Here is a 24,225-nt window from a genome sequence, read left to right on the forward strand (position 1 = left end):
TGATCTGAGCGGCTATAACGTGGAATCCGTCTCACACAATGTTTGATGAAAGTTGCCTTTGAAAAGAACGCATCACATACGACAGTGCCAGAAATACGTTTCAGATGTTCCTGTATGCTGATAAGGTAAGAACTGTACCAGTCTACAAGATTCTTCCCGTAGCTTTCCAACGTTGCGTTATCAGGTGTCTGTACAGAGCCCAAAGTCATACATTCATGGTTGTCAACGTCTATAACTCCAATACCGGTTATTTCCAGTCCACGTTTGTATTCACCGGCACAACCGGACCAGAAATAGCCAATCCACGGCGTTTTGCTGCCTGATTTTGGAATGAAAGACGGATCAACGGCTATCGCCTTGCGACCACCTTTAAGGTGTTCCCTGATGATGGCTTCATTGAAGGAAAACCAGTCAAAGTCATCATTCTCAAAATTGTTCCGGTATGTCTGTTCCGAGAAACATCCATATCGTCCCATTTGAAGGAAATTGACGCGGTTAGGTATAGCCATGAACAATTTCATTGCATCCATGAATACTTTCTGAAAAGATTTGCTTATATTTACAACTGATTCGAGAGCGTTTCTGCACTCGGATTGGTATTGCATAAGGAGTGATTCTTTAGTCATAATTAAAAGTGGTGGAATACTTCTAATTTACTAATAATCAACAAATTATGCAATACTTTTTCTGTTGATTTTCAGCTGTTTAGCATATCTTTTTCATCCCTTTTCTTACTCCTTGACGATTCATTCTTGACAGTATTTCAATGATCTCTTGAATATATTTTTGAACCGGATTATGCCGATTCTATGTTTAATTTTAATTTATCGGTAAAAATTTACCGAAGTATTGTACTTTATTCAACAAAAATAATGTTTTCTATGTACGTTAAATCATAAAAGAACAGGGAAATAAACAGGTTTGAAACATTTGAATACCCTATTGGAAACATTTTAGCTCGTGACAGGAAACAAAAGAACGGATGCAGAAAATCAAAATCATGTATCTTTGTAATCGAAGTCAAGTAAAGACTTAGTAACTTTTTAACTTTAATGAATTATGCGAAACATTGGTATCTTACTTTGCGCCTTAGCTTGTTCTCTATGCGAAACATTTGCTCAGGGTTATAAAAACCCGGTAATTCCTGGATTTCATCCCGACCCTAGCGTATGTAAAGCTGGCGATGACTATTATCTGGTAAACAGCAGTTTTCAATATTTTCCAGGAGTACCTCTCTTCCATAGTAAAGATTTGGTAAACTGGGAGCAGATAGGCAATTGCCTGACACGGGAATCACAACTTAACCTGAAAGGAGCCAATGGAGGAAGCGGTATCTTTGCTCCTACCATACGTTATCACGAAGGAGTATTCTACATGATTACGACCAATGTATCAGGCAAAGGTAATTTTCTGGTTCACACAACCGATCCCAAAGGAGAATGGTCGGAACCCGTATGGCTGGAACAAGGAGGAATCGACCCTTCTTTGTATTTCGAAAACGGTAAATGCTACATGGTAAGCAATCCGGACGGTTACATCAATCTGTGCGAAATAGATCCGATGACCGGAAAACAGCTCACACCTTCCAAAAAGATATGGAACGGAACCGGAGGACGTTATCCGGAAGGACCACATATTTATAAGAAAGACGGCTGGTATTACCTGCTCATTTCAGAAGGAGGAACAGAAGTAGCACATAGCATCACCATCGCACGCAGCCGTTACATTGACGGACCGTACGTAAGAAATCCGGCAAATCCGATTCTGACTCATGCTTGTCAGGCTGGAGAAACTAACCCTATTCAGGGTACAGGCCATGCCGATCTGGTAGAAGGTACAGACGGTTCATGGTGGATGGTTTGTCTTGCTTACCGTATCATGCCGGGATTCCATCATACCTTGGGACGTGAAACTTATCTGGCTCCCGTACGCTGGGACAAAGATGCATGGCCCGTCGTAAACGGAAATGGTACAATCCAGCTGGACATGAATGTACCTACTCTTCCACTTCAGACAGTAAAACAAAAACCCGAAACCATCACTTTCGAGAACAAACAATTATCCCCCGAATGGATGTACCTGCAAAATCCCAATATGCAGAACTATGAATTCAAGAACGGAAATCTCCGTCTGAAAGCAACTCCGGTTTCTTTGAATGAGCAAAAGAGCCCGACTTTTGTTGCTATCCGACAAGAGCACTTCAATATGGAAGTCGCTACTTCTTTGGAGTTGAAAAATGCACAAGCGAATGATGAAGCTGGTATCAGTGTATATATGGAATACCACTCACACTACGATTTGTTCGTCCGTCAGAACAAGGATAAAAGCCGTTCGGTTGTCCTTCGCTACAAACTGGGAGAATTGGAACATATCGAAAAGGAGATGCCACTAAACAGTAAAGGAAACATAGAACTGAATATTAAATCGGACATAAACTTCTATTACTTCGGCTATACAGAAAACGGTATTTATCATGAGCTGGGAAAAATGAATACCCGTTACCTCAGCAGTGAAACAGCTGGAGGATTTACCGGAGTCGTACTCGGACTATATAGTGTATCTGCTTCCACACAATCGAAAGCGTATGCCGACTTCCGATACATAAAATATAAAGGAGAATAAACATGAGAAAACTATACCTGTATATATTAGGAATATTCCTGATTCTTCCTCTTGCCATACAGGCACAAACGGAAAAGAGAATCAAGATAGCTTGTGTAGGTAACAGCATTACCGAAGGATTTCTGTTGAAGAATCCTTCAGAAGAAAGTTATCCGGCTGCCCTTCAGAAATTACTGGGAAACAATTACGAAGTAGGCAACTTTGGCGTGACCGCCCATACATTGAGCCAGAAAGGAGATCTGCCTTATATGAAAACTACACGTTTTCAGGAAGCGCTGGATTTTCTGCCCAATATCGTAACCATCAAACTTGGAACCAATGATTCCAAGCCGCAGAACTGGCAGCATCGTGCTACATTCAAGGACGATCTGAACCTGTTGATCGATAAATTCCAGGCACTTGCATCACATCCTCACATCTACCTTTGTCTGCCTATTCCTTCTAACCGTAAAGAATGGGGCATCAACGACAGTATCATTGTAAACGGAATCATTCCATACATCCGGGAAGTTGCAGCCGAAAGAAGCTTACCCGTGATCGACCTCCATACAGCAATGCTTCCTTATTACCCACAACTCTACGTCGACGGAGTGCATCCAGACAAGTACGGAGCTGCTATTATTGCTGAAACATTGTATAAATGTATTACCGGAGAAGAACCTCATCCAACTCCAGGACGCAGTGACCAAACATTGTGGTACGACGAACCTGCTGCACAGTGGGAAGAAACTCTTCCGTTAGGCAACGGCAGACTGGGTATGATGCCCGACGGAGGAATCGTCAAAGAACATATTGTTCTGAATGAAATCAGCATGTGGAGTGGGTCGGAAGCCAATTATCTGAATCCCGACGCTTCCAAAAGCCTGCCCGAAATACGTCGGCTGTTGTTCGAAGGAAAGAACAAAGAAGCACAAGAACTGATGTATACCAGCTTTGTTCCTAAGAAACCGGAAAAAGGAGGAACGTATGGAACCTTTCAGATGTTGGGCAATTTATTTTTGGAGCATCAGTACGGAGTACATGAAAAGGATGTTCCTGCTGATTACCACCGCTGGCTGGATTTAAGTAAGGGAATCGCATACACAACTTTCTCCCGCGGGAATGTAAATTATGTGCGCGAATACGTCGTTTCACGTGATAAAGATGTCATGCTGATACACCTGAAAGCAAACGTTCCTGGTTCCATCAATTTCAAAATGAATTTGAGCCGTCCGGAAAGAGGAAGCGTACGCAAACTGGCTGAAGGAAAACTGGAACTGTACGGCAGTCTGGACAGTGGTTCTTCGCAAACGGGTGTCCGTTATGCTGCCATTGCCGGAATAACATGCAAGGGCAGGCAGACAAACCAGTCGACTGACGAACAGTCTATCACTGTACAAAATGCGGACGAAGCATGGATTGTAGTATCGGCAAAGACCTCCTTTCTGGCAGGAGAAATTTATGAAACGGAAGCAGACCGAATACTCAACGATGCATTGAAAAGCAATCTCTGCGAAACTGTATCGGAAGCAATCCTAAGTTACCAGGCTCTGTTCAACCGTGCAGGAATCCGTCTGCCCGAAAATGAAGCCGTTTCACATCTGACTACCGATCAGAGAATTGAAAGATTCCAGCAGCAGGACGATCCTTCGCTGGCAGCTCTTTACTATAATTACGGACGTTATTTGCTGATAAGCAGTACACGTCCGGGAAGCCTGCCTCCCAACTTGCAAGGACTTTGGGCTAACGAGCCGGGAACTCCCTGGAATGGCGACTATCATACGAACATCAATGTACAAATGAACCACTGGCCGGTAGAACAAGCTAATCTATCGGAACTATATCTACCACTGGTTGACTTAGTGAAACGCCTGGTTCCCAGTGGAGAAGAAAGTGCAAAAGCCTTTTACGGTCCGCAAGCAAAAGGCTGGGTACTCCACATGATGACCAATGTATGGAACTATACCGCTCCCGGAGAACACCCGTCATGGGGAGCAACGAATACCGGAGGAGCATGGCTTTGCGCACACTTGTGGGAACATTATCTTTTCAGTGGCGACCGGAACTATCTGGCAGATATTTACCCGATTATGAAAGGAGCTTCAGAGTTTTTCTACTCTACCATGGTACGCGAGCCCAAACACGGATGGCTCGTTACAGCTCCCACTTCTTCACCCGAAAATGCTTTTTATCTACCGGGAAAAGACCGTACGCCTATCAGTGTATGTATGGGTCCGACAATGGATATCCAACTGGTACGTGAACTTTACACCAACGTGATAGAAGCTTCACATATTCTGCATACAGATACTGCTTATGCCGAAGCTTTGCAAGAGGCCATCGGGTTATTGCCACCTCACCAGATAAGCAAGAAAGGATACCTGATGGAATGGCTGGAAGATTACGAAGAAACGGATATTCATCACCGTCATGTATCTCACCTGTATGGTCTGCATCCGGGAAATCAGATTTCGGTTCTTAAAACTCCCGAGCTGGCAGAAGCTTGCCGGAAAACCTTAAACCGACGAGGGGACGAAGGTACAGGATGGAGCCGTGCATGGAAAATCAACTTCTGGGCACGACTGGGAGACGGCAACCGCGCATATAAGCTGTTCCGCAGCCTGCTTTACCCGGCATATACGGCTCAGAACCCCACACAACACGGAAGTGGAACATTTCCTAATCTCTTTTGCTCACACCCACCCTTTCAAATGGATGGCAACTGGGGGGGAACTTCAGGTATCAGCGAAATGCTGTTGCAAAGTCAGGATGGCTTCATCCACCTGCTTCCCGCCCTGCCTGAATCCTGGAAAGACGGAAGTTTTTACGGACTAAAAGTAAGAGGAGGTGCCACAGTCGATCTTGTATGGAAAGATGGAAAGCCAGTACAGGCAACCATCACCGGAGGATGGCAGAACAATCTGAAGATGAAATGGCCCAAAGGAGTCAAAAAAGTACTCCTCAACGATACAGCCTGTCGCACAGACTCTTTCATCCCGTTCACTGTAAAACAAGGAGAATGTATTACGTTCATATTCGAATAACTGATAAACAAACTATAACAACTAAAAAATAATTGACCATGAAAAACTTCAAGAAACTGGCACTGGCATCTGTGTTATGTACTGGTGTCTGCCTGACAGCAGGAGGACAAAAACCAGCTCCGGCTATTCCTTCCGATCCGGTTATCGAGGCACATATTCAGAAATGGCTGAAGAAAATGACACTCGAAGAAAAAATCGGCCAGATGTGTGAAATCACCATCGACGTAGTGAGTGACTTCGAAGCTAGCAAGAAAAACGGATTTACACTGAATCCTGCCATGCTCGACACTGTAATTGGTAAATATAAGGTAGGTTCATTGTTGAATGTTCCACTGAGTGTCGCACAGAAAAAGGAAAAATGGGCTGAAGCAATCAAACAGATTCAGGATTTGTCCATGAAAGAAATCGGCATACCTTGTATCTATGGTGTCGACCAGATTCACGGAACTACCTATACACTCGATGGAACCATGTTCCCGCAAGGCATCAATATGGGAGCAGCTTTCAATCGTGAACTGACAGAAAAGGCAGCAGCCATTTCGGCATACGAAACTAAAGCCGGCTGTATCCCCTGGACTTATGCTCCGGTAGTCGATTTGGGACGTGATCCACGCTGGTCGCGTATGTGGGAGAACTACGGAGAAGACTGTTACGTAAACGCTGAAATGGGTAAGGCTTCTGTCAGAGGTTTTCAGGGAAGTGATCCGAATCATATCGGCGAATATAATGTGGCAGCCTGCATGAAACATTACATGGGATATGGTGTTCCTGTTTCGGGTAAGGACCGTACACCTTCTTCTATCTCACGCAGTGATATGCGCGAAAAGCACTTCGCCCCGTTCCTTGCAGCTATCCGTCAGGGAGCACTGAGTGTAATGGTTAACTCAGGTGTAGACAATGGCATACCTTTCCATGCTAACCGTGAATTGCTGACCGAATGGCTGAAGGAAGATTTGAACTGGGACGGTATGATTGTAACCGACTGGGCAGATATCAACAATCTGTGTACACGCGACCATATTGCAGCAACCAAGAAAGAAGCTGTCAAGATTGCCATCAATGCCGGAATCGACATGTCGATGGTTCCCTACGAAGTAAGCTTCTGCGACTACTTGAAAGAACTGGTACAGGAAGGTGAAGTTCCCATGAGCCGCATCGACGATGCCGTAGCCCGCGTATTACGTCTGAAGTACCGTCTGGGACTGTTCGAAAATCCATATTGGGATATCAAGAAATACAACAAATTCGGTTCTGAAGAGTTTGCCCGTGTTGCTTTACAGGCCGCCGAAGAATCAGAAGTACTGTTGAAGAATGAAGGCAATATCCTGCCACTTGCCAAAGGAACAAAAATCCTGCTTGCCGGTCCAAATGCCAACTCCATGCGCTGCCTGAACGGAGGATGGTCGTACAGCTGGCAAGGACATCTAGCTGACCAATGTGCCGGTGCTTACAACACAATCTACGAATCTCTATGCAACAAGTATGGTAAGGAGAACATCATCTACGAACCGGGCGTGACTTACGCTCCTTATAAAAACGATAACTGGTGGGAAGAAAACCAGCCGGAAATCGAAAAATCAGTTGCCGCAGCCAGTCGTGCCGATGTGATTATTGCCTGCATCGGAGAAAACTCTTACTGCGAAACTCCGGGTAATCTGACCAACCTGACCATGTCGGAAAACCAACGTAATCTGGTAAAAGCCCTTGCTGCAACCGGAAAGCCTGTCATTCTGATATTGAATCAAGGTCGTCCGCGTATCATCAACGATATTGTTCCACTGGCAAAAGCCATAGTCAACGTCATGCTGCCTAGCAACTATGGTGGCGATGCCCTTGCCAACCTGCTAGCCGGTGATGCCAACTTCAGCGGAAAGATGCCTTTCACCTATCCTAAACATATCAATGCACTGGCAAACTACGACTATAAGCCTTGCGAAAACATGGGACAGATGGGCGGAAATTACAACTACGACTCGGTAATGGATGTACAATGGGAATTCGGATTCGGTCTGAGTTACACAACTTACAGCTACTCAAATCTGAAAGTCGACAAGACTTCTTTTACAGCCGATGACGTGCTGACAGTCAGCGTTGATGTTACCAATACAGGAAAAGTTGCCGGAAAAGAAAGCGTACTGCTTTATTCAAAAGATTTGGTAGCAAGCAGCACTCCCGACAACATCCGTTTGCGTAATTTCGAAAAAATCGAACTCAATCCGGGTGAAACCAAAACCGTAACCATGCAACTGAAAGGCAGTGATCTGGCATTTGTTGGTTACGACGGTAAATGGCGTCTGGAAAAAGGTGATTTCAAACTGAAATGTGGCAACCAATGGACAGATATTCAATGCAGCGAAACCAAAATCTGGGACACACCAAATAAATAATTTTCCAGAAAGTATTCATTTGAAAATCAATAAGTTTTAAAGTTCCCCTCGCCTATTCGTATTAGTAAAAAAAACTTAACGGAAAAGGCGAGGGATTTTTTGTACAATTTTAAAAAAACATCAAGATAAATCAGACAAAAGATGCTGTTCTTTTTAATAAAAGATCTGCATCTTTTTATTTTTAGAATCTCTGCTCATTCCTTCTTATCCCATCATATACTTTAATTTAGACATTGAATTAATCATATCAAACTATTTTACTTCTGTTTCTTGTACCTGCATAAAATATCTGCAAGGGAATAAATAAAAAGACCCAATATATAATTATATTTGTAATTATAGAATTCAGGAAATCAGAAAAAACCAAAGTTTTTTTATTTATAATAACCTTTACCTAAGCTTATGAAGAAACACAAGCTTGCAGTGATTATTCTTTTCATCATCGGCACATTACCGGTAGCTGCACAAGACAAAGCTTCCTCCCTATCCTCCCGCTCCCCATTTATCATGTCGTTTTCAATAGGTCCTAATTTCAATACCGGAGGAAGTGAACATATTGAATATTTTGGATCACGCGCAGATGTTGCTACCCAGTTCGACTGGCGGATAGCTGTAGGATTCGCACGCCACTGGAACGCCTATCTGGATATAGGATTAAGCTTCTTCAAAATTCAAACAGATGATGTATGGAGCAACATCGCTCAAACCATAGGCGATAAATTACTTCCCGGATTAAGCAGAATAAAACCTTCTGCAAGTATAGGTATCGGCTACATGGAAGAAATAGGAAGATGGCAGTTGATGCCAAGAGTCGGTATAGGACGCATGAGTGCCGGAGGCTCTGAAAAAACTCAAACCATTGAAGATACAACATATAAACTTGAAATAAGCCGTTCATCCACATACCTCAATCCCGGAATATCAGCAGGATACCGTACTTCCAATCTGTGCAGTATAATTCTAGACGTCAGCTATCGCTGTCCGTTACAGTCCTGTAATACAACCTATACCGTAACAGAACCCGATCTGCCATCTGTAACAGAAACCGTAAAATCCCGTTCATGGTCAAACGATCTCAGCGTTTCTGTGGGCATTCAATTACATATGGGACTAGGCAAGAAAAGGTGAAAGTAAAAATTTTCCCCAGCCGGAACACAATCCAACTGGGGAAAACAACATTCAGTAATCCGAAAAATAATCAAGATAAGCAGTTACTCAATTATCCTTAGTATATTCTTCAATATCATGAATAGCTTCTTTGGCTTTATGACGAACACGAATACAGTGTAAAATACCTCCGGCAGCTCCCAAAACAAAACCAACACTTCCTCCGTAACATATCATTTCACCTCCTACTTTCGGATAACTTTCAAACATAAACCAAACAATCCAGCATAAAGCAAACGGAATGCCGAAATAAAGCCATCTTAAATTCAGTTGGTTCATGCGAAGCAATGCCTTACTGATATCCAGCAAATTACCTTCTGATATGCAATCTATACCTACTCCCTTATGACTATATCGCTGGTAACATCCGGCAATAATTAAAAAGACAGAAGTAACAGCACAAAAAATCCATGAATATCCCATCAGCAAGAAAAATACATTACAATAAACAAGTGCAAAGACTATAAAAAAATACATGAACTTCTTCTTCCGGTTGATATAGGACACCTTATCTTGGGTAGAATGTCTAATTAACTTTTCACTAACAATGATTTCTTTAGCCAGCTTATCCTTCAGCAACTGAATCTGTTGCTTCATCTCGTCTAACTCACATCTATCTGCATAATTTTCCATGACAGTACATTTTAATGGTTCGACATTTTTTTCAATTCTTCCTTAATACGATACAAACGTACAGATACGTTCTTGGTGGAAATTCCGACAATAGCTCCAATTTCTTCGTAACTCATATTTTCCAGCCATAATAAAACGATAGCACGATCGAAGGGACTCAACCGGTGGATACGGTCGTAGAGCAAACGAATCTGTCGGGAATTTTCATCCTTATCTTCAAAAAGGTTGATATCCATGGTCAGAGGAACAGCGGCCCGCCTTTTCTTTTTCCGCTCACATGAAATACATGTATTAAAACTCACTTTCCAAATCCAGGTATTGATGTTACTGAGATTCTTAAAAGAATCATATCCTTTCCAAAGATTGATAAGTACTTCCTGAAAGAGATCACTCACTTCATCGGAATCTTTCGAGAACATAAAACACACTGTATAAATGGTACTTTTATGCTCTTTCACCATTTGCGCAAATGCAGTATCCAATATTTCCATATCGTATGAATTTATTTTTTGACCATTAGACGCCTGGAGTATCACAAAAACTACACAAAAGTAGAAACTTTTTTAAACGGAATATAAAAAACACAAAACTCAAAGATAGAATAATCCTAAATCTACAGTCTGCTTCAAACAAAACCTGTAACGATATCATTACAGTTTATTACACATAGAAAAAAGAAAGTATCTGTTTCTGCAAGAATAAATCTTAAACAAATAAATACCACAATATATTTAGACTTCAGATCTATCGAATCGGTTTTTAAATTGACATAAAAAAAGTCCCGTAAAACCTTAGTTTTACAGGACTTAACTTTATCAGCCTAGCGGAGAGACAGGGATTCGAACCCCGGGTACCTCGCAGTACAACGGTTTTCAAGACCGCCGCAATCGACCACTCTGCCACCTCTCCAAAACTCTTTTGTAAGAGTGCTTCCTTTCAAAAGCGATGCAAAGATACATATTATTTTTTAATTTACAAATTTTCAACAATATATTTTTATCTCTTTACTATACTTATTTATTCCTCTAAAAAATGTACTTTTGTACATTCATTGATTTGAAACAATAGGAATTTTCATCAGTTTAAATACGTAACCGAATGGAAAGTATTATCGCAAAACCTGAAAGAGAGCAAATTATAGCTCTTATAAAAAGAGAAGTAGTCCCGGCGATTGGTTGTACAGAACCTATTGCCGTAGCCTTATGTGTTGCAAAAGCTACAGAAACTTTAGGCTGTCATCCTGAAAACATAAAAGTATTTTTAAGTGCCAATATCCTGAAAAATGCCATGGGAGTAGGTATTCCGGGAACGGATATGATCGGTCTTCCCATAGCTGTAGCTTTAGGGGCTTTGATTGGAAAATCTGAATACCAACTGGAAGTATTGAAAGACAGTAACCCCGAAGCTGTTGAAGCAGGAAAAAAAATGATAGAATCACAATGCATCGACATTGCCTTAAAGGAAAATATTGAAGAAAAACTTTATATAGAGGCAGTTTGTACTCATGGCAATGATTCGGCAACGGCTATCATTAGCGGCGGACATACTAATTTTGTTTACATAAGCCGCAATCAGGATGTTCTTCTCGACAATAGAACACCAGCCTCAGCCGAAGCTCAGGCTGCTCACGTTGAACTGACCTTACGTAAGGTCTTCGATTTTGCAACAACAGCTCCTCTTGAAGAAATTGAATTTATTCTAGAGGCCAGGCGTCTGAACAAAAATGCAGCCGAACGTTCCTTCCAAGGGAAATATGGACATGAACTGGGCAGAATGTTAAGAAACAGTCAGACAGAAAGAAATATCATGGGAAATAATACATTTACCCACATATTATCGTATACTTCTGCTGCCTGTGATGCCCGTATGGCAGGAGCCATGATACCGGTAATGAGTAATTCTGGTAGCGGTAACCAAGGTATTGCCGCCACATTGCCTGTCGTTGTTTATGCTGAAGACAATCATAACTCGGAAGAGGAATTGACACGTGCCCTTATACTCAGCCACTTGACAGCTATCTACATCAAACAAAGCCTGGGACGTTTATCAGCCTTGTGTGGTTGTGTTGTTGCCGCAACAGGAAGTAGCTGCGGTATCACCTACCTTATGGGTGGAGGATATCAGCAGGTAATGTATGCAGTACAAAACATGATTGCCACACTTACCGGCATGATCTGCGATGGAGCCAAACCAAGTTGCGCACTGAAGTTGACAAGTGGAGTTTCGACTGCTGTTATGTCTGCCATCATGGCGATGGAACAGAAATGTGTAACTGCCGTAGAAGGTATCATCGAAGAAAACGTAAATCAGAGTATACGCAATCTTACCAAGATAGGTTCGGAAGGAATGAACGAAACCGACAAGCTTGTATTAGATATTATGACCCATAAGCACTGTGACTAAATAAGTACAGAAGCCTAAAGACAACGGCTGTTTTTCGCAAAAGATAGCGTACTTTCATGCGGGAGAACAGCCGTTTTTATTTATCTGCGCCGTTATGAAAACAAATTCAAATACATTATACATACAAAAACTCATATCTGAAGGAGAACATATACATCAGGATTTTAAATTTGCCATATCCGACGCAAGAAAAATTGCCAAAAGCCTGTCTGCATTCGCCAATACAGAAGGAGGAAGACTGCTGGTTGGAGTAAAAGATAATGGGGAAATAGCCGGTGTCCGCTCGGAAGAGGAAATCTATATGGTAGAGGCCGCAGCCACATTATACTGCCGGCCGGAAATAGAACTGGAAACACATATCTATCACATAGAAGGGAAAGATGTATTGGAGGTACAAATAAACGAAAGTACACAAAAACCCATATATGCATTAGACGAAAATAATCATCCATGGGCCTACGTACGCATCAAAGACGAAAATATATTGGCCAACCCTATACATCTGAATATATGGAAACACGACCGCGAAGAAAAGAGAGTAATCATAACCTATACTCAGCGGGAACAGCAAATCCTGACTATCTTAAAACAGCAGGGGGCTCTGACGCTGGGACAATGCAGTAAACTTACACGTATGAACCGCAAACAAATAAGCCGCTTGCTGGCCGACTTCATCCGCTTCGGACTGATAGAACAATATTTCGAGGAACATACATTTTATTTTCGCCTTAAAGACGGTGAATGAAAAGAATGAACAAAAAGATTTTCTATCTTTGCACCTAAATAAACAAATTATATCATTATGAGCATATTTTCTAAAATATTCGGAAAAAAACAAACTTCAGAAACCGACGAAACTGTACGCGTAGGAGGAATGGAAGATTTTATGACACTTATACGTGTATATTATCAGTCGGTAATGGCTGCGCAGCTAGGTATCAGCAACATCAATTTCCTGCCTGACATGGCTGTATTCAAGCGTACTCTTAAAATTCCTACCCAAAACAATAAACTGGGAATCGCTGAACGTTCAAAATGTAAAAAGATGCTAAGTGATATCTATGGATTGAATGACGTATTCTTTAAAGAAATTGACAATTCTATCAAGAAGAACTGTAAAAATGCAAATGATATCAAGAATTACCTCTTCATGTTCCAAGGTTTCAGCCAGGATCTGATGATGGTAATAGGCAACCTGATGCAATGGAAATTCCGTATGCCGGGAGTGTTTAAGAAAATGTTGCGTGGCATGACAGAAAAAGCTATCCATGACATTATGACTAAGACAGACTGGAAAGATGATGGAGTACGTAAAACTTGTCATAATATCCGTATTTACCAGCACACCTTAGGCTATTCAGAAAGCTGGATGACCGAATATGTATACAACATTGTATTGCTGGCTAAAAAAGAACCTAAACCTAAAGCCTGATTGACAGATTCAGATATGAACGCAGAAAAGATTATTCCGCCAATAGAAACTCATCCATTGGAACCTTTCCTTCCCGGTAACGCGGTGTTATTGATGCTGGGAAGCTTTCCTCCCCAGAAGAAACGATGGAGTATAGATTTCTTCTACCCCAACCTGCAAAACGATATGTGGAGAATCATCGGAATAATCTTTTTTTCTGATAAAGATCATTTTCTGCATCCGGACAAAAAATCATTCGACAAAGAACGAATCATAGAATTCCTCAACGAAAAAGGGATAGCCCTATACGATACAGCTTCTGCCGTACGACGGTTACAGGATAATGCATCAGACAAGTTTCTAGAGATAATTGAACCTACAGACATCGATTTGTTGCTAAAACAACTCCCTAAATGTCGGGCAATCGTTACCACAGGTCAGAAGGCAACAGATACATTACGCCAACAAATACATGTATCAGAACCTCCTATTGGAGGAAAATCCTCCTTTGAATACAACGACCGTACACTTTATCTATACAGAATGCCTTCATCCAGTCGAGCTTATCCACTAAAAATAGAAAAAAAAGCAGAAACATATCAACTCATATTCAAAGACTTAGGATTAATATAAGAAAAAGGGTACTATTTTTTATAGGAAAGGATTTGCAAATATAGAAATTTATCGTACCTTTGCAACCGCAAACACGGGAATAGCTCAGTTGGTAGAGCATCGGTCTCCAAAACCGAGTGTCGGGAGTTCGAGCCTCTCTTCCCGTGCCGAGATAAAAAGCTGTAACTCAAAAAGTTGCAGCTTTTATCCGTTTACAGGCCGAACAAATATCGGACAACCCATTTTCATGATGTCAAACCGTACTGCGTTTTCAAACTCAACAAAATACAACAAAGAATCACAAGCAATAAAAACGCGCTATACCCCTAGAAGATTAATTCAGCTATTCAAAAAAAAACATTTCTGATTTTTTCAGATTCAATTACACGAGCAACCGATCATATAGAAAACTAAATACACGATTTATCCCCAAAGGAAATTACGACTTTTTCTAAAAATTTAGATTGATTATCATAAAAAAGTCCCATAGAATAAATTCTACGGGACTATATTTAATCAACCTAGCGGAGAGACAGGGTTTTGAACCTACAACTCTAACCGCTTATATTTCAGCTACTTCGCTTTCAAAATTTCAAATAGGTAACGAAACAGTAACGATTTTCAGATGTTGGGCTTGTCCAACTTTGACCGCTGTTTGTCTGCCTAACTTTCGGGTTCAAAGATACGGCTTTCTTTTGAAACTCGCAAATATCTGATAATAAATATTTTTGGGTTAGTGCAAGGTGCAAGCTATATATATAAATATATACTTGCACCTTGCACTAAAAAAAAGCACTGGGGTACAAATGGTTAAAACAAAATCCGTATCTTCGTAACCGATTAAAAACAAACGTGTATGATAATAACTAACCGTGAAGAAGTAATAGATAAAGCGTTCGGCGTATTTGTCAGGATGAACTACGAGAAAGCAAGCATCATCACGCTTGCCAAAGCCTGCGGGGTGACAAAAACGGGTATCGTTTATTATTTTCCGCACAAGTTGGATTTATTCATGGCTGTGGCGGACAAATACGTGTTGCAAATGCACGAACCGGAAAACAAGTTTGCCGCTCCTGCCGATACGTTGACGGAGTTCATCGGGCAATACGTGGCGGGAGTAGCCGCTTCCATGAAAAGGATTGTTGAACTGATTGGCGATAATTGCAGCCCGCATGATTGTAGTCCTAACTTCTACTACTTTCATTTCCTGTCACAAGTGCGCATGTACTATCCGGGTATCAGGCAGAAAATTGAGAAAATCTACCGACAAGACTATGACCTATGGGAGAAAGTCATACAGAAGGCAAAAGAAAGCGGGGAAATCAGGAGCAACACGGACGTGAAGAAAACGGCTATCTTGTTCCGGCAAATGTTTTTAGGACTGTCATACGAACAAGCATTTCTGAACGGTCTGAACGTGGACGAACTGGCAGAAAATTTTCGCCATATCTATTCGCTGCTTAAAGCCTGATACTCTTTTGTTTTTTTAACCTCTATTATTTTTGAACAGATGTTCAAAAAGTGATATTTTTATCTTATCTTTGGAGCGAAGCAAAATTCAGCGACATGGATAAGGTTCAGAAACAGAGAGGAAGCATCGTTCTGTACAAGGAAGAAAGAAACGGTGCGGACTACATACGGATAGAGTATGTAAACAGTCAGGCTGTCGCCCTGCTGCTCGCCCAAGATACGGACGTGGAAAAGACAGGCAATAGTTCTGCCTACATACCTGCCACCGCTTTTAAACTGCCGGATTTCTATGACCGCTATTCGCCCCACGCCTATATTGATTACAGCCGGGTTTACGTGCGGCATCCCAAACCTAAAAGGGAATACATACTGCCGAGAGGCTACCTCGAACTGCTGGAACAGAAGCGGTACAGCCTTTCCACCATAAAAGCCTATAAAATCTATTTCAGCGACTTCATGGAATACCACAAGGGGCAAGACCTTGACCTGCTGACGGTCGAGGACATAAACAGCTATATGCTCCACATGGTAAAGGAAAAGCACATATCCGCCACCCAGCAGAACATGCGCATCAACGCTATCAAGTTCTATTACGAGAAAGTCCGGAAAGGCAAGCGGCAATATTATGGCGGGATAGCCCGTGCAAAAGAGTACAAGGCATTGCCCGAAGTATTAAGCCGGGAAGAAATGAAAAGCATCTTTGCACAGTTATCCAATCGGAAACACAGGTGCATGATTTCTCTTATTTACTCTGCCGGACTACGCCGAAGCGAACTTCTGAACCTGACACCCCAAGACATCATCAGCGAACGGATGCTAATCAGGATTGCCGGAAAAGGCAAGAAGTGCAGGTATTCCCTACTGTCGGAAAAGCTGCTCAACGAACTAAGGGCTTACTACCGGGAATACAGACCGCAAAAATGGCTTTTTGAGGGCGAACAGGCAGGCGAACAATACTCGCCCAGCGCATTGGTTAAGATATTGAAAGAAGCGGCAAGGAAAGCCGGAATAAAGCATCGGGTACACCTGCACATGCTCCGGCACACGTTCGCCACCCACCTGCTGGAACAAGGGACAGACCTAAGAACCATACAGGAACTTATGGGACATACCGATATAAAAACAACGGCAATTTATCTGCACGTATCGAACGCCTATAAAGCAAAAATCCCCAATCCGCTGGATTGTTTGGATGATGATTAGACAATGATTTAATAGTGAATAGGAACTACACCATAAGGTGCGTTTATCGAAAAATTAGCAAAAACAGAAAGTCTATGAACAAAGATTACCTTAAAAAATGATAGAACGATGATAAAAGAACTTACTTCTTTTCCCAAGCGGGCACGTACCATCAACTGGGAAGACGGCAAACTGATTTTTGATGGCGATAAGGTGATGCTCATGCCCGAGCTATCTGTGGAGGTGATGCAACAGATTGGCGCTTATCCTGCTTTGGTGGGATTTCATGTCAAGCATTACCCTTTGACGGACGAACAGATTCAACCGCTGGCAGGTGCCAAGAAAATGGTCAATGTAGGGATCGAATATGCGGAGCTTACCGACGCATGCTTTGCGGTATTTGCCACCATGCCCACTTTGGAGTATCTGCTCTTGGCAGGAAATTCTGCAATTACGGGAAAGGGGTTGTCCATGATGCAGGCAAGTAAGGTGGCTCTGTTGGACTTGAGTGCCACGTCGCTGGACGATGAGGGGTTGCATCGGGCTGCTCAGCTTCCTAAGCTGAATCATTTGCATGTTCGACAAACTCAGATCACTTATGAAGGGGTGCTTGGCATTGCTTTCAATAAACGCCTTTCCTTGCGTCCTGGCGACCTCTTTACCCAGGAGCAGATGGAGCTGTTCGCCTCGTTGCAACGAAGCCAGGCGAAGAAGAAGTTGGAGGTGGACGCTGATGCGGTTCATCAGGCGGAACAGGTGCTGTATGCTTTCTTTGCCGCCATGACTCAATGGGAGAAATATACCGACCAGACAGATTTTGATGCGCCGGATGTGCGACCGAAGTTGCAGCAGATCTGGCAGCAGTATGTATCCGAGAAGCCACGGATGGGGTATCGGCCGCTCGCTTTGTCGCTTTCTCCAGAGGGGACGTATGCCACCTTCCGCCTGGTTGATGCCGAACAGGTTTCCCGCAACAAACTTTACATCTATGCGCAGGATGAAAGAATCAATCTCGACTATCGTTTCTGTATGAAACGTGTGGGGGAAGCATGGAAAATCGATGCAGTACAGATGCGGACAGACGGGTGGAGGCGTTGTGGATTGTAAAAAGAGGAACTTGAACGAAATTGCATTCGGGAATGATATTTTCAATTTCGGATAATAAACGGTATTTTATTCATAGACCTAACCCAATATTAGAATGGGTATAATATTTTGCTAACAAACCGGGATAACGCTTACAGCGTTCCCCGCTAAACCATTAACGATAATAATTATGAATACAGAGGAACTTTATATTTGGCGATATGGGATAGATAAACTTCCTAAAGGATTATTGGAATATGGTAAATTTGATGTATGTGATACTTATGATGAAAGTAAAAGACAACGATTTCAAACTAAATGGAGATGGATGTGGAAAGACAAGAATGGTTGGGAAGAAAACTTGCCTCCCGTCTTATACCTCGTATGCAACAAGAAACCGGGAATTTTGCAATTTGATTTTTGTGACCAGTGGAGCATAAAACTAAAAATCGTATCGGAAGAGTTTTTGTCTTTACTTCAAGAAAATGGATTCATTGATAAATATGATATTGCAACTGTCAAGGTAGTAAACAAGAAAAACGAATCTCTAACGGATAAAAAATACTACGCTTTACGTATAAACCATTTTGACAATGATTCTTTCCATTTCGGGAAAGGTATAACATTTCATCAAAATGATGTAGAGAAAAAATTAGGAATTAGTTTTACAGTATATCCTGATATGAAACTGAAAGACAATTCCATCAAACAGAATTTCTTTGTTTTGAATAGCATAGAATATGGTGATGGAATAATATTCCGAGAGAGTGCTTTGGATAAGGTGTTGAATCTGTATAAACCTGAAATTTACAAATTATCAGACTACTCCAAACTATGGATAAATAAAGGCTTTTATCCATATGGGAATGAGTTTATGATTGTGAAATAAAATCGTTAACAAGGTCGAGATAACAGCTTAATGCTGTTCCTCACCAAACCATTATACACATAAAAGAAATGACAGATAGCGAATTTCAACAAACCAAGAGAATATTACTCGAACAAGAAAGAATGAATAAAGAATATACACAACTTGCCAATTATATACAGGAACGACTTTCTGTACAAGTAATCAATGTGACTTGTACAAAAAGAGAAGATTCAATTAATCTAACTCTTTGGTTCAAATATGAAAATGAGGCAAATTCTTTTTATAAAGAACGGTTTGTTGTCGATTCTCGAAAAAGAAATGCAATATTAAAGCAATTCAAACAAATTGCGAATGTAGAAAATAAATCCGATAGCATTTGTCTATCTTATCAAGCATTTGAAACATTAGCAAAAGAGGAAGCAAATAACAGCATTACTCAACTTGAAATATTAGAATTGAAAGAAAAACTGCATTGTAATGATTTATGGGAAATTTCTCGCTGTTTGGCTAATGTTGTTTTTTTCTTGTATGAGGATAAGCAAGTAAGGCAATATAAAGAAAGAGGATTTATAGATATATGGTCGGAAATGTATTTAGATTTGTTGAATCGCTATGATGAATTTGGATTTTTCACAAAAGAAAACTTTCATATAAAATTGGATAGTAAGGAAAATTTTGATAATAATTTTAATAGTAATTGGTATTATTACTATGTATAAAATGTGTATAACATGCGGCTTAACCTCCCGAAAAGGTCGATTAGCCACCAAACATTATCAACCATAAAACGTAGAAATATGTACGAAGAATTTTTAGAAAAAAGCCTCAATAGTAAGAGGCAAGCAGTAGATGATACTTTTATTGCTAAATATGCTGATTTGTCTTATCCCGAACTGAATACTTTATGGCAGGAGGTCGGGTTGGGAAGTTTTTGTAATGGACTGTTTAAGCTCATCAATCCGTCCGATTATCAGGATGTGATAAACTCCTGTTTTGAAAAGGAGGATGACCAATCATTTCTACCATTCATGTGTACGGCTTTCGGCGATCTCTTTGCCTATGTAAAGAATCCGAGACTGAATAATTACGTTGTTTATCTGAATGTCAGATACGGAACATATTTAATACTTCCCGCCAATCTTCGTGCGATTTTTAATAAGGTCATGGTAAACGAAAGTTTCTTAAAAGGTTGGTTTGATTTAGAAAATTATCCTGTAATACAAGAAAAACTCGGAACTCCAGACTATGACGAGTGTTTCGGATATTCTCTACTTTTGGCTTTGGGAGGAAGTGAGGATATTGAAAACATCAAGATAGTCAAGACTATTCCGTACATTGACATTTGTACCCAAACAATCGGCGAATTTGAAATTGCAGATAAATGGTGAATATCGAATAGGTTGATAACGAAGCAGGGTAACGGCAAGCCGTTCCCTGCTGAACCATTAGCAACTAACATAATCAAATAAGAAGATATGGCAATAAAATTAAAAAGATTATGGGACAATCTTGATGATGAAGATAATCTTGTTTTACTTAATCGTCCTCGTGTGTCAATCGAAATAGATCGGTATATTTGGAATATCATAGAACAAAATATTGTATTACCTAAAAAAATCATGCAAAGTAAAAGTTATGATTATACACTGGTAGTGTCGTTAAGTAAATATAATCCAGAAAAAGACCAATATTTTAAATTCTCTCCATACAATGGTTTTTTGAAAGAAACAATTTTACTATCAACAAAGGATTTTTCCACTTCACATTATAGTCGTGAAGATTTCGTTGATGGAATAAAAAGGCAAAGATGGTTCTCCCCTGAAAAGTTTTGGATAAACAGTGGAGATAAAACAGCATTGATTAGTGCTTGCGCTGACAATGTTACAGAGAAAATAACCCCATTAGAATATGCGGATCTTCTCTTTGATGCTTTTGGAGCTTTCTTGCTATATAACTTTAAAAAAGTAAAAAAAACCGATTTAGATACGCTTAAAGCAAAGATAGATAATAATATTGTTTGTGGATTCCCTTTTCCTGCTCCTTTTTCTGAACAGAAGTATCAAGGAGACGATAGTTATTTTCGATTGACACGATTAAGCAATGGAATAGAAACTGTTTTAATTGATATTCCAAATGTTGAAGTATTCTACAAGCAACATTACAAAGAAAAATAACAAGAAGTAGTTGCTAACAAGTGAATAAGCAGCCCTAACGGTCAGCTGTTCGCATCTCATTAGTGATAACAGCATAATTTACAAATTCAATATATACTAGGTATATGATTGTATGTGCAATAACTATTATACTCATAGCGATTTTACTCTCGCTATTCTTGTTTAGGAAAAAAAAGTACAGTATCGGAAAGAAAATAATGTTGATAGTATGCTTTTCGATAGGCATGTATATTTTGTTCAGTATCATTATGCTGCTATATTTCTTCTTAGGTGATTTCTCCGCAGAAGAATTATGGTAAAAATATCACTAACGACGCAGGATAACGACAAACCGTTCCCTGCTGAACCATTACCCGCTATAAACAAAGAAAAGAAATATGGAAAAAGAAAAGAAAATCGAAACAGCTAAACAAGTATTTAGGAAAATGCTTGTTGACGAATACGGTATAAAATCAGCCGACCAGTTTTTCTCTACCGAAAGCGAGGCAATGGCTGAAATATACGAGAGTATGAAAATTGAACAAGAAAATTTCAATCTTATAGATGATGAATTGAATAGTCTTTTAGATTCAATTTTCGAAGAAATGTAAATGCAGATAACACGCAGATAAGCAACTTTATCAAGCTGCTATCTGCGTTCCATTAGATACAATTAGAAATGAATATACCAACTGCAATAAAGGAAATACTTGTTCATAATCATTGGGACGAGTTTAATTTTCAAATGATGCAGGATTGTTATATAGACAAGCTAAGACAATCCTATTCAAAGTTTGATTATCCTTTGAATGAAAGGATTATAAGTAAAATTGCTCTATTTTATAACATGAAATTAAAGTTGAACAAGTCTGATATTCTTTATTTCGATTTCAAGAAAATAAAGAAATACGGTCCGGAAGCTATGCAGAAACAAGCCTTGAAGTTAAAGGTCAATAAGGTTATTTATTTGGCAGACATTCATCCCGGTTATTTAACCGTATGGTTAGATGAACAAGAGCGAGTGTGGGTTGATTATGACAATCATATTTATTATTACGGCAGTGATATATTCAGAGGCATTCAAAATATAGTATCAGGCAATATTATTGAAACTATAAAATCAGTATCTAACGACGAAAGATAGCATCTGACGAGGCTTTTTTCTAACCATTAAATATTTTCAAATATGAAAGAAAAACATATAGAAAAAGTTAATCGAGAAATAAATGAAACAATAATTCCTATAATGAACGATTGGAGCATTATTAATGAAGATGACATGCAAAGAATGTTGAAAAAATTCGGGAATATATGTAGAGATGAAACTTCTGTGTTTAGAAAAAAGATTTTATCAGAGGAGAAACTATTAGATTCTCTATTAGAAATAGGAAACAAGTATAAAGATAACACCCACATCCTTATTGAAATCATCTCATCAATACATAATATGCATGATAGATATGGAATGAAAATATCGGATAAGGCCTTTGAATTTCTTTTAACTCATACAAAAAATAAGAAGGTTAATTTTTATATTTCTATTTTCATTACCGAACTGCCTCAATTTGAATTTTATAAAGATAAATGGGAATATATAATGTCTATCCCAACTATTGCACCAAGAGAAAAATCAATATCTACATTTTACTATATCATTAATAAAAATATAGACAACTTACCATCAAAATATAAACCAGTTATTGTAGCTTATTTTAAAAAAGTAATATCTAAATACACATTACATATCAGCAATATAGAAAAATATCAAGAATTGATAAAAAAATTATCTTAGACATCTGTTTCGAAGATTATACAATATGGATATACATACTTATTCGCAATGCCAAATGTCAGGTATATACGATATTGGAAATGGAAGTAAGTTAATAAAATCGTCTGTAACAAGGTCGAGATAACAGCAGAACGCTGTTCCTCACCAAACCATTCTTATCGGCATCTACCCGGGACTGAAAGTGGCGGTAACCATTCTATTTTCCGCCTTGACACGCATGTTCCCTAAACCTACCTTTGCGCCGTAACCCTTAAACAACAATGATTATGGCAAAAGAAAAAGTAAACTACCAGGAGGTATATGACCTCTATCAGTTATGCAGTGAGACCAAGGATCTTCGTGAGTTCTGTGCGGATTATGGAGTAAATTACGACAAGTTCATGAACTGGCAGCGTCATCAGCTATGGAGCGAAAAGTTAGGCAAGACAGTCCAGGTTGAGCAGCCCAAGGTTGCCAAAGTCCGGATAACCGGCAAGCCTTGCAACAGTCCAACCGTAAAGTTGGAGGTGAAACAACCTGAAGGTGAATCTCCGATTAAGTGGGTAAAACTGCAATTGACATCAGGTGCCACATTGTTCCTAAGAAATACCACAGTTCTTGATTTGAGTCTGTTGCTTAATAAAATGATAGGATGATATGCTTGGACTTAGCGCTAACCTGAACTATTACCTGTTCAACGGTAATGTGGATTTGCGGAAAGGAATCTTCCGCCTGTGTGAGAGTATAAGGGAAGAGATGTCACTTGACCCGAGCGATGCATCCAATGTATATATGTTCATGTCCAGGAACCGAAAAGTTGTGAAAATACTTCATTATGAACGCGGATTTTATGTGCTTTACGAGAAACGTCCTGTCATGGGGAGATTCAAGAAACCTGTGTTTGATGAAGTCTCCAAATGCTACCGGATACAATGGTCGGACATGGCCTATCTTACGGAAAGTATAGTAGTTGACAAGATGTACGTCAGTCCGAAAGATTAATATTAATACATTGATTATCAATAAAAATAATATAAGAATAAACGATAAAAAGTTTGCGTAACTGCCTGATTTTTCGTACCTTTATATCATGATTGATGAAAGGGCATACGAGTTACTTTGCTGCCAACTGGGTCTGGCGAATGAGGAAAAGGCGGGGCTTCGCAAACAGGTAAACGAACTGATTGCGAGGCTTAAGGCTATTGAAGAATCAAACAAAGAGAACTCCAAGGCTCTGGTTGATACAATCAATGAGTTGTCCACAACAGTCGAGAATAATCGAAAGGAAATGGAACTTATGAGAAAGCAGCTTGAGACAAAAGACGAGGTGAACATGATGCTTGCAAATGAGATATCCAATCTCAGGCTTCAACTTGAGGACAGCAGGAAACACCGTTTCGGCCGTACCTCAGAGCAAAGAAGGCTGCTGAACAA

Annotated in this window: 22 protein-coding genes, 2 tRNA genes and 2 pseudogenes; 22 read left to right on the forward strand and 4 right to left on the reverse strand. The window is 40.1% G+C overall.

Features of this window, described 5'->3' with window-relative positions:
- Positions 1–626 (reverse strand): annotated as a pseudogene (locus tag BACCOP_RS10005) (hypothetical protein); the annotation flags it as partial.
- 433 nt (positions 627–1,059) lie between these two features.
- Between BACCOP_RS10005 and BACCOP_RS10010 the strand changes: the two are divergent.
- The 4 genes from BACCOP_RS10010 to BACCOP_RS10025 all read left to right on the forward strand — a co-directional run bounded on the left by BACCOP_RS10010 (position 1,060) and on the right by BACCOP_RS10025 (position 9,160).
- Complete coding sequence (locus tag BACCOP_RS10010) at positions 1,060–2,622, forward strand: glycoside hydrolase family 43 protein (protein ID WP_007568812.1); 1,563 nt, start codon at positions 1,060–1,062, stop codon at positions 2,620–2,622.
- Positions 2,623–2,624: 2 nt separating this feature from the next.
- Positions 2,625–5,645, forward strand: coding sequence for a glycosyl hydrolase family 95 catalytic domain-containing protein (locus tag BACCOP_RS10015; protein WP_007568814.1), 3,021 nt, complete (start codon positions 2,625–2,627; stop codon positions 5,643–5,645).
- 38 nt (positions 5,646–5,683) lie between these two features.
- Positions 5,684–8,032, forward strand: a complete 2,349-nt coding sequence (locus BACCOP_RS10020) for a glycoside hydrolase family 3 N-terminal domain-containing protein (protein WP_007568816.1) — start codon at positions 5,684–5,686, stop codon at positions 8,030–8,032.
- A 402-nt stretch (positions 8,033–8,434) separates the two neighbouring features.
- Complete coding sequence (locus BACCOP_RS10025; RefSeq protein WP_007568820.1) at positions 8,435–9,160, forward strand: hypothetical protein; 726 nt, start codon at positions 8,435–8,437, stop codon at positions 9,158–9,160.
- Positions 9,161–9,247: 87 nt separating this feature from the next.
- Here the strand turns inward: BACCOP_RS10025 and BACCOP_RS10030 are convergent, their stop codons facing one another.
- The 3 genes from BACCOP_RS10030 to BACCOP_RS10040 all read right to left on the reverse strand — a co-directional run bounded on the left by BACCOP_RS10030 (position 9,248) and on the right by BACCOP_RS10040 (position 10,741).
- Positions 9,248–9,832, reverse strand: a complete 585-nt coding sequence (locus tag BACCOP_RS10030) for a hypothetical protein (RefSeq protein ID WP_007568822.1) — start codon at positions 9,830–9,832, stop codon at positions 9,248–9,250.
- Positions 9,833–9,843: 11 nt separating this feature from the next.
- Positions 9,844–10,323 (reverse strand): RNA polymerase sigma factor, encoded by a 480-nt coding sequence (locus tag BACCOP_RS10035; protein WP_040312015.1) that lies wholly within the window; start codon positions 10,321–10,323, stop codon positions 9,844–9,846.
- Between the two features lie 333 nt (positions 10,324–10,656).
- Positions 10,657–10,741, reverse strand: a tRNA-Ser gene (locus BACCOP_RS10040).
- A 198-nt stretch (positions 10,742–10,939) separates the two neighbouring features.
- Between BACCOP_RS10040 and BACCOP_RS10045 the strand changes: the two genes are divergently transcribed.
- The 18 genes and pseudogenes from BACCOP_RS10045 to BACCOP_RS10135 all read left to right on the forward strand — a co-directional run.
- Positions 10,940–12,235, forward strand: a complete 1,296-nt coding sequence (locus BACCOP_RS10045; RefSeq protein WP_040312017.1) for an L-cysteine desulfidase family protein — start codon at positions 10,940–10,942, stop codon at positions 12,233–12,235.
- 94 nt (positions 12,236–12,329) lie between these two features.
- Positions 12,330–12,980, forward strand: coding sequence for an RNA-binding domain-containing protein (locus BACCOP_RS10050; RefSeq protein WP_007568827.1), 651 nt, complete (start codon positions 12,330–12,332; stop codon positions 12,978–12,980).
- Positions 12,981–13,037: 57 nt separating this feature from the next.
- Complete coding sequence (locus BACCOP_RS10055) at positions 13,038–13,667, forward strand: hypothetical protein (protein WP_007568829.1); 630 nt, start codon at positions 13,038–13,040, stop codon at positions 13,665–13,667.
- Between the two features lie 15 nt (positions 13,668–13,682).
- Positions 13,683–14,279, forward strand: a complete 597-nt coding sequence (locus BACCOP_RS10060) for a uracil-DNA glycosylase family protein (protein ID WP_007568831.1) — start codon at positions 13,683–13,685, stop codon at positions 14,277–14,279.
- Between the two features lie 73 nt (positions 14,280–14,352).
- Positions 14,353–14,425, forward strand: a tRNA-Trp gene (locus tag BACCOP_RS10065).
- A gap of 689 nt (positions 14,426–15,114) precedes the next feature.
- Positions 15,115–15,729, forward strand: a complete 615-nt coding sequence (locus BACCOP_RS10070) for a TetR/AcrR family transcriptional regulator (RefSeq protein WP_007568835.1) — start codon at positions 15,115–15,117, stop codon at positions 15,727–15,729.
- 95 nt (positions 15,730–15,824) lie between these two features.
- Positions 15,825–16,931, forward strand: coding sequence for a tyrosine-type recombinase/integrase (locus BACCOP_RS10075; RefSeq protein WP_007480249.1), 1,107 nt, complete (start codon positions 15,825–15,827; stop codon positions 16,929–16,931).
- Between the two features lie 108 nt (positions 16,932–17,039).
- Entirely contained in the window at positions 17,040–18,017 is a 978-nt protein-coding gene (locus BACCOP_RS10080; RefSeq protein ID WP_007568837.1) for an NTF2 fold immunity protein, read from the forward strand.
- Between the two features lie 169 nt (positions 18,018–18,186).
- Entirely contained in the window at positions 18,187–18,885 is a 699-nt protein-coding gene (locus BACCOP_RS10085; RefSeq protein WP_007566574.1) for an Imm43 family immunity protein, read from the forward strand.
- A 68-nt stretch (positions 18,886–18,953) separates the two neighbouring features.
- On the forward strand, positions 18,954–19,586 hold the full coding sequence (locus tag BACCOP_RS19265; RefSeq protein WP_007566571.1) for a hypothetical protein: 633 nt from the start codon (positions 18,954–18,956) through the stop codon (positions 19,584–19,586).
- Between the two features lie 78 nt (positions 19,587–19,664).
- Complete coding sequence (locus BACCOP_RS10095; RefSeq protein ID WP_007568839.1) at positions 19,665–20,255, forward strand: T6SS immunity protein Tdi1 domain-containing protein; 591 nt, start codon at positions 19,665–19,667, stop codon at positions 20,253–20,255.
- A gap of 87 nt (positions 20,256–20,342) precedes the next feature.
- On the forward strand, positions 20,343–21,041 hold the full coding sequence (locus BACCOP_RS10100; RefSeq protein WP_007568841.1) for a hypothetical protein: 699 nt from the start codon (positions 20,343–20,345) through the stop codon (positions 21,039–21,041).
- A 377-nt stretch (positions 21,042–21,418) separates the two neighbouring features.
- On the forward strand, positions 21,419–21,631 hold the full coding sequence (locus tag BACCOP_RS10110; protein ID WP_007568845.1) for a hypothetical protein: 213 nt from the start codon (positions 21,419–21,421) through the stop codon (positions 21,629–21,631).
- A gap of 68 nt (positions 21,632–21,699) precedes the next feature.
- The gene (locus tag BACCOP_RS10115; RefSeq protein WP_007568847.1) at positions 21,700–22,164 is read left to right on the forward strand and encodes a hypothetical protein; all 465 of its coding nucleotides are present in this window, start codon (positions 21,700–21,702) and stop codon (positions 22,162–22,164) included.
- A 42-nt stretch (positions 22,165–22,206) separates the two neighbouring features.
- Entirely contained in the window at positions 22,207–22,812 is a 606-nt protein-coding gene (locus BACCOP_RS10120) for a hypothetical protein (protein ID WP_007568849.1), read from the forward strand.
- A 266-nt stretch (positions 22,813–23,078) separates the two neighbouring features.
- Positions 23,079–23,447 carry a hypothetical protein gene (locus BACCOP_RS10125; protein ID WP_009131422.1) on the forward strand — a complete coding sequence of 123 codons (369 nt, stop codon included), beginning with the start codon at positions 23,079–23,081 and terminating at the stop codon, positions 23,445–23,447.
- Position 23,448: 1 nt separating this feature from the next.
- Positions 23,449–23,793 (forward strand): IS66 family insertion sequence element accessory protein TnpB, encoded by a 345-nt coding sequence (gene tnpB, locus BACCOP_RS10130; protein ID WP_007567398.1) that lies wholly within the window; start codon positions 23,449–23,451, stop codon positions 23,791–23,793.
- Positions 23,794–23,881: 88 nt separating this feature from the next.
- Positions 23,882–24,225, forward strand: a pseudogene (locus tag BACCOP_RS10135) (hypothetical protein); the annotation flags it as partial.

The organism is Phocaeicola coprocola DSM 17136 (genome assembly GCF_000154845.1).
Classification (GTDB): domain Bacteria; phylum Bacteroidota; class Bacteroidia; order Bacteroidales; family Bacteroidaceae; genus Phocaeicola; species Phocaeicola coprocola.

Excerpts from the sequence above, each read along its gene's own strand:
- BACCOP_RS10010 (WP_007568812.1), top strand. The coding sequence starts at position 1,060 with ATGCGAAACATTGGTATCTTACTTTGCGCCTTAGCTTGTTCTCTATGC.
- BACCOP_RS10015 (WP_007568814.1), top strand. The coding sequence starts at position 2,625 with ATGAGAAAACTATACCTGTATATATTAGGAATATTCCTGATTCTTCCT.
- BACCOP_RS10020 (WP_007568816.1), top strand. The coding sequence starts at position 5,684 with ATGAAAAACTTCAAGAAACTGGCACTGGCATCTGTGTTATGTACTGGT.
- BACCOP_RS10025 (WP_007568820.1), top strand. The coding sequence starts at position 8,435 with ATGAAGAAACACAAGCTTGCAGTGATTATTCTTTTCATCATCGGCACA.
- BACCOP_RS10030 (WP_007568822.1), bottom strand. The coding sequence starts at position 9,832 with ATGGAAAATTATGCAGATAGATGTGAGTTAGACGAGATGAAGCAACAG.
- BACCOP_RS10035 (WP_040312015.1), bottom strand. The coding sequence starts at position 10,323 with ATGGAAATATTGGATACTGCATTTGCGCAAATGGTGAAAGAGCATAAA.
- BACCOP_RS10050 (WP_007568827.1), top strand. The coding sequence starts at position 12,330 with ATGAAAACAAATTCAAATACATTATACATACAAAAACTCATATCTGAA.
- BACCOP_RS10055 (WP_007568829.1), top strand. The coding sequence starts at position 13,038 with ATGAGCATATTTTCTAAAATATTCGGAAAAAAACAAACTTCAGAAACC.
- BACCOP_RS10060 (WP_007568831.1), top strand. The coding sequence starts at position 13,683 with ATGAACGCAGAAAAGATTATTCCGCCAATAGAAACTCATCCATTGGAA.
- BACCOP_RS10070 (WP_007568835.1), top strand. The coding sequence starts at position 15,115 with ATGATAATAACTAACCGTGAAGAAGTAATAGATAAAGCGTTCGGCGTA.
- BACCOP_RS10075 (WP_007480249.1), top strand. The coding sequence starts at position 15,825 with ATGGATAAGGTTCAGAAACAGAGAGGAAGCATCGTTCTGTACAAGGAA.
- BACCOP_RS10080 (WP_007568837.1), top strand. The coding sequence starts at position 17,040 with ATGATAAAAGAACTTACTTCTTTTCCCAAGCGGGCACGTACCATCAAC.
- BACCOP_RS10085 (WP_007566574.1), top strand. The coding sequence starts at position 18,187 with ATGAATACAGAGGAACTTTATATTTGGCGATATGGGATAGATAAACTT.
- BACCOP_RS19265 (WP_007566571.1), top strand. The coding sequence starts at position 18,954 with ATGACAGATAGCGAATTTCAACAAACCAAGAGAATATTACTCGAACAA.
- BACCOP_RS10095 (WP_007568839.1), top strand. The coding sequence starts at position 19,665 with ATGTACGAAGAATTTTTAGAAAAAAGCCTCAATAGTAAGAGGCAAGCA.
- BACCOP_RS10100 (WP_007568841.1), top strand. The coding sequence starts at position 20,343 with ATGGCAATAAAATTAAAAAGATTATGGGACAATCTTGATGATGAAGAT.
- BACCOP_RS10110 (WP_007568845.1), top strand. The coding sequence starts at position 21,419 with ATGGAAAAAGAAAAGAAAATCGAAACAGCTAAACAAGTATTTAGGAAA.
- BACCOP_RS10115 (WP_007568847.1), top strand. The coding sequence starts at position 21,700 with ATGAATATACCAACTGCAATAAAGGAAATACTTGTTCATAATCATTGG.
- BACCOP_RS10120 (WP_007568849.1), top strand. The coding sequence starts at position 22,207 with ATGAAAGAAAAACATATAGAAAAAGTTAATCGAGAAATAAATGAAACA.
- BACCOP_RS10125 (WP_009131422.1), top strand. The coding sequence starts at position 23,079 with ATGGCAAAAGAAAAAGTAAACTACCAGGAGGTATATGACCTCTATCAG.
- tnpB (WP_007567398.1), top strand. The coding sequence starts at position 23,449 with ATGCTTGGACTTAGCGCTAACCTGAACTATTACCTGTTCAACGGTAAT.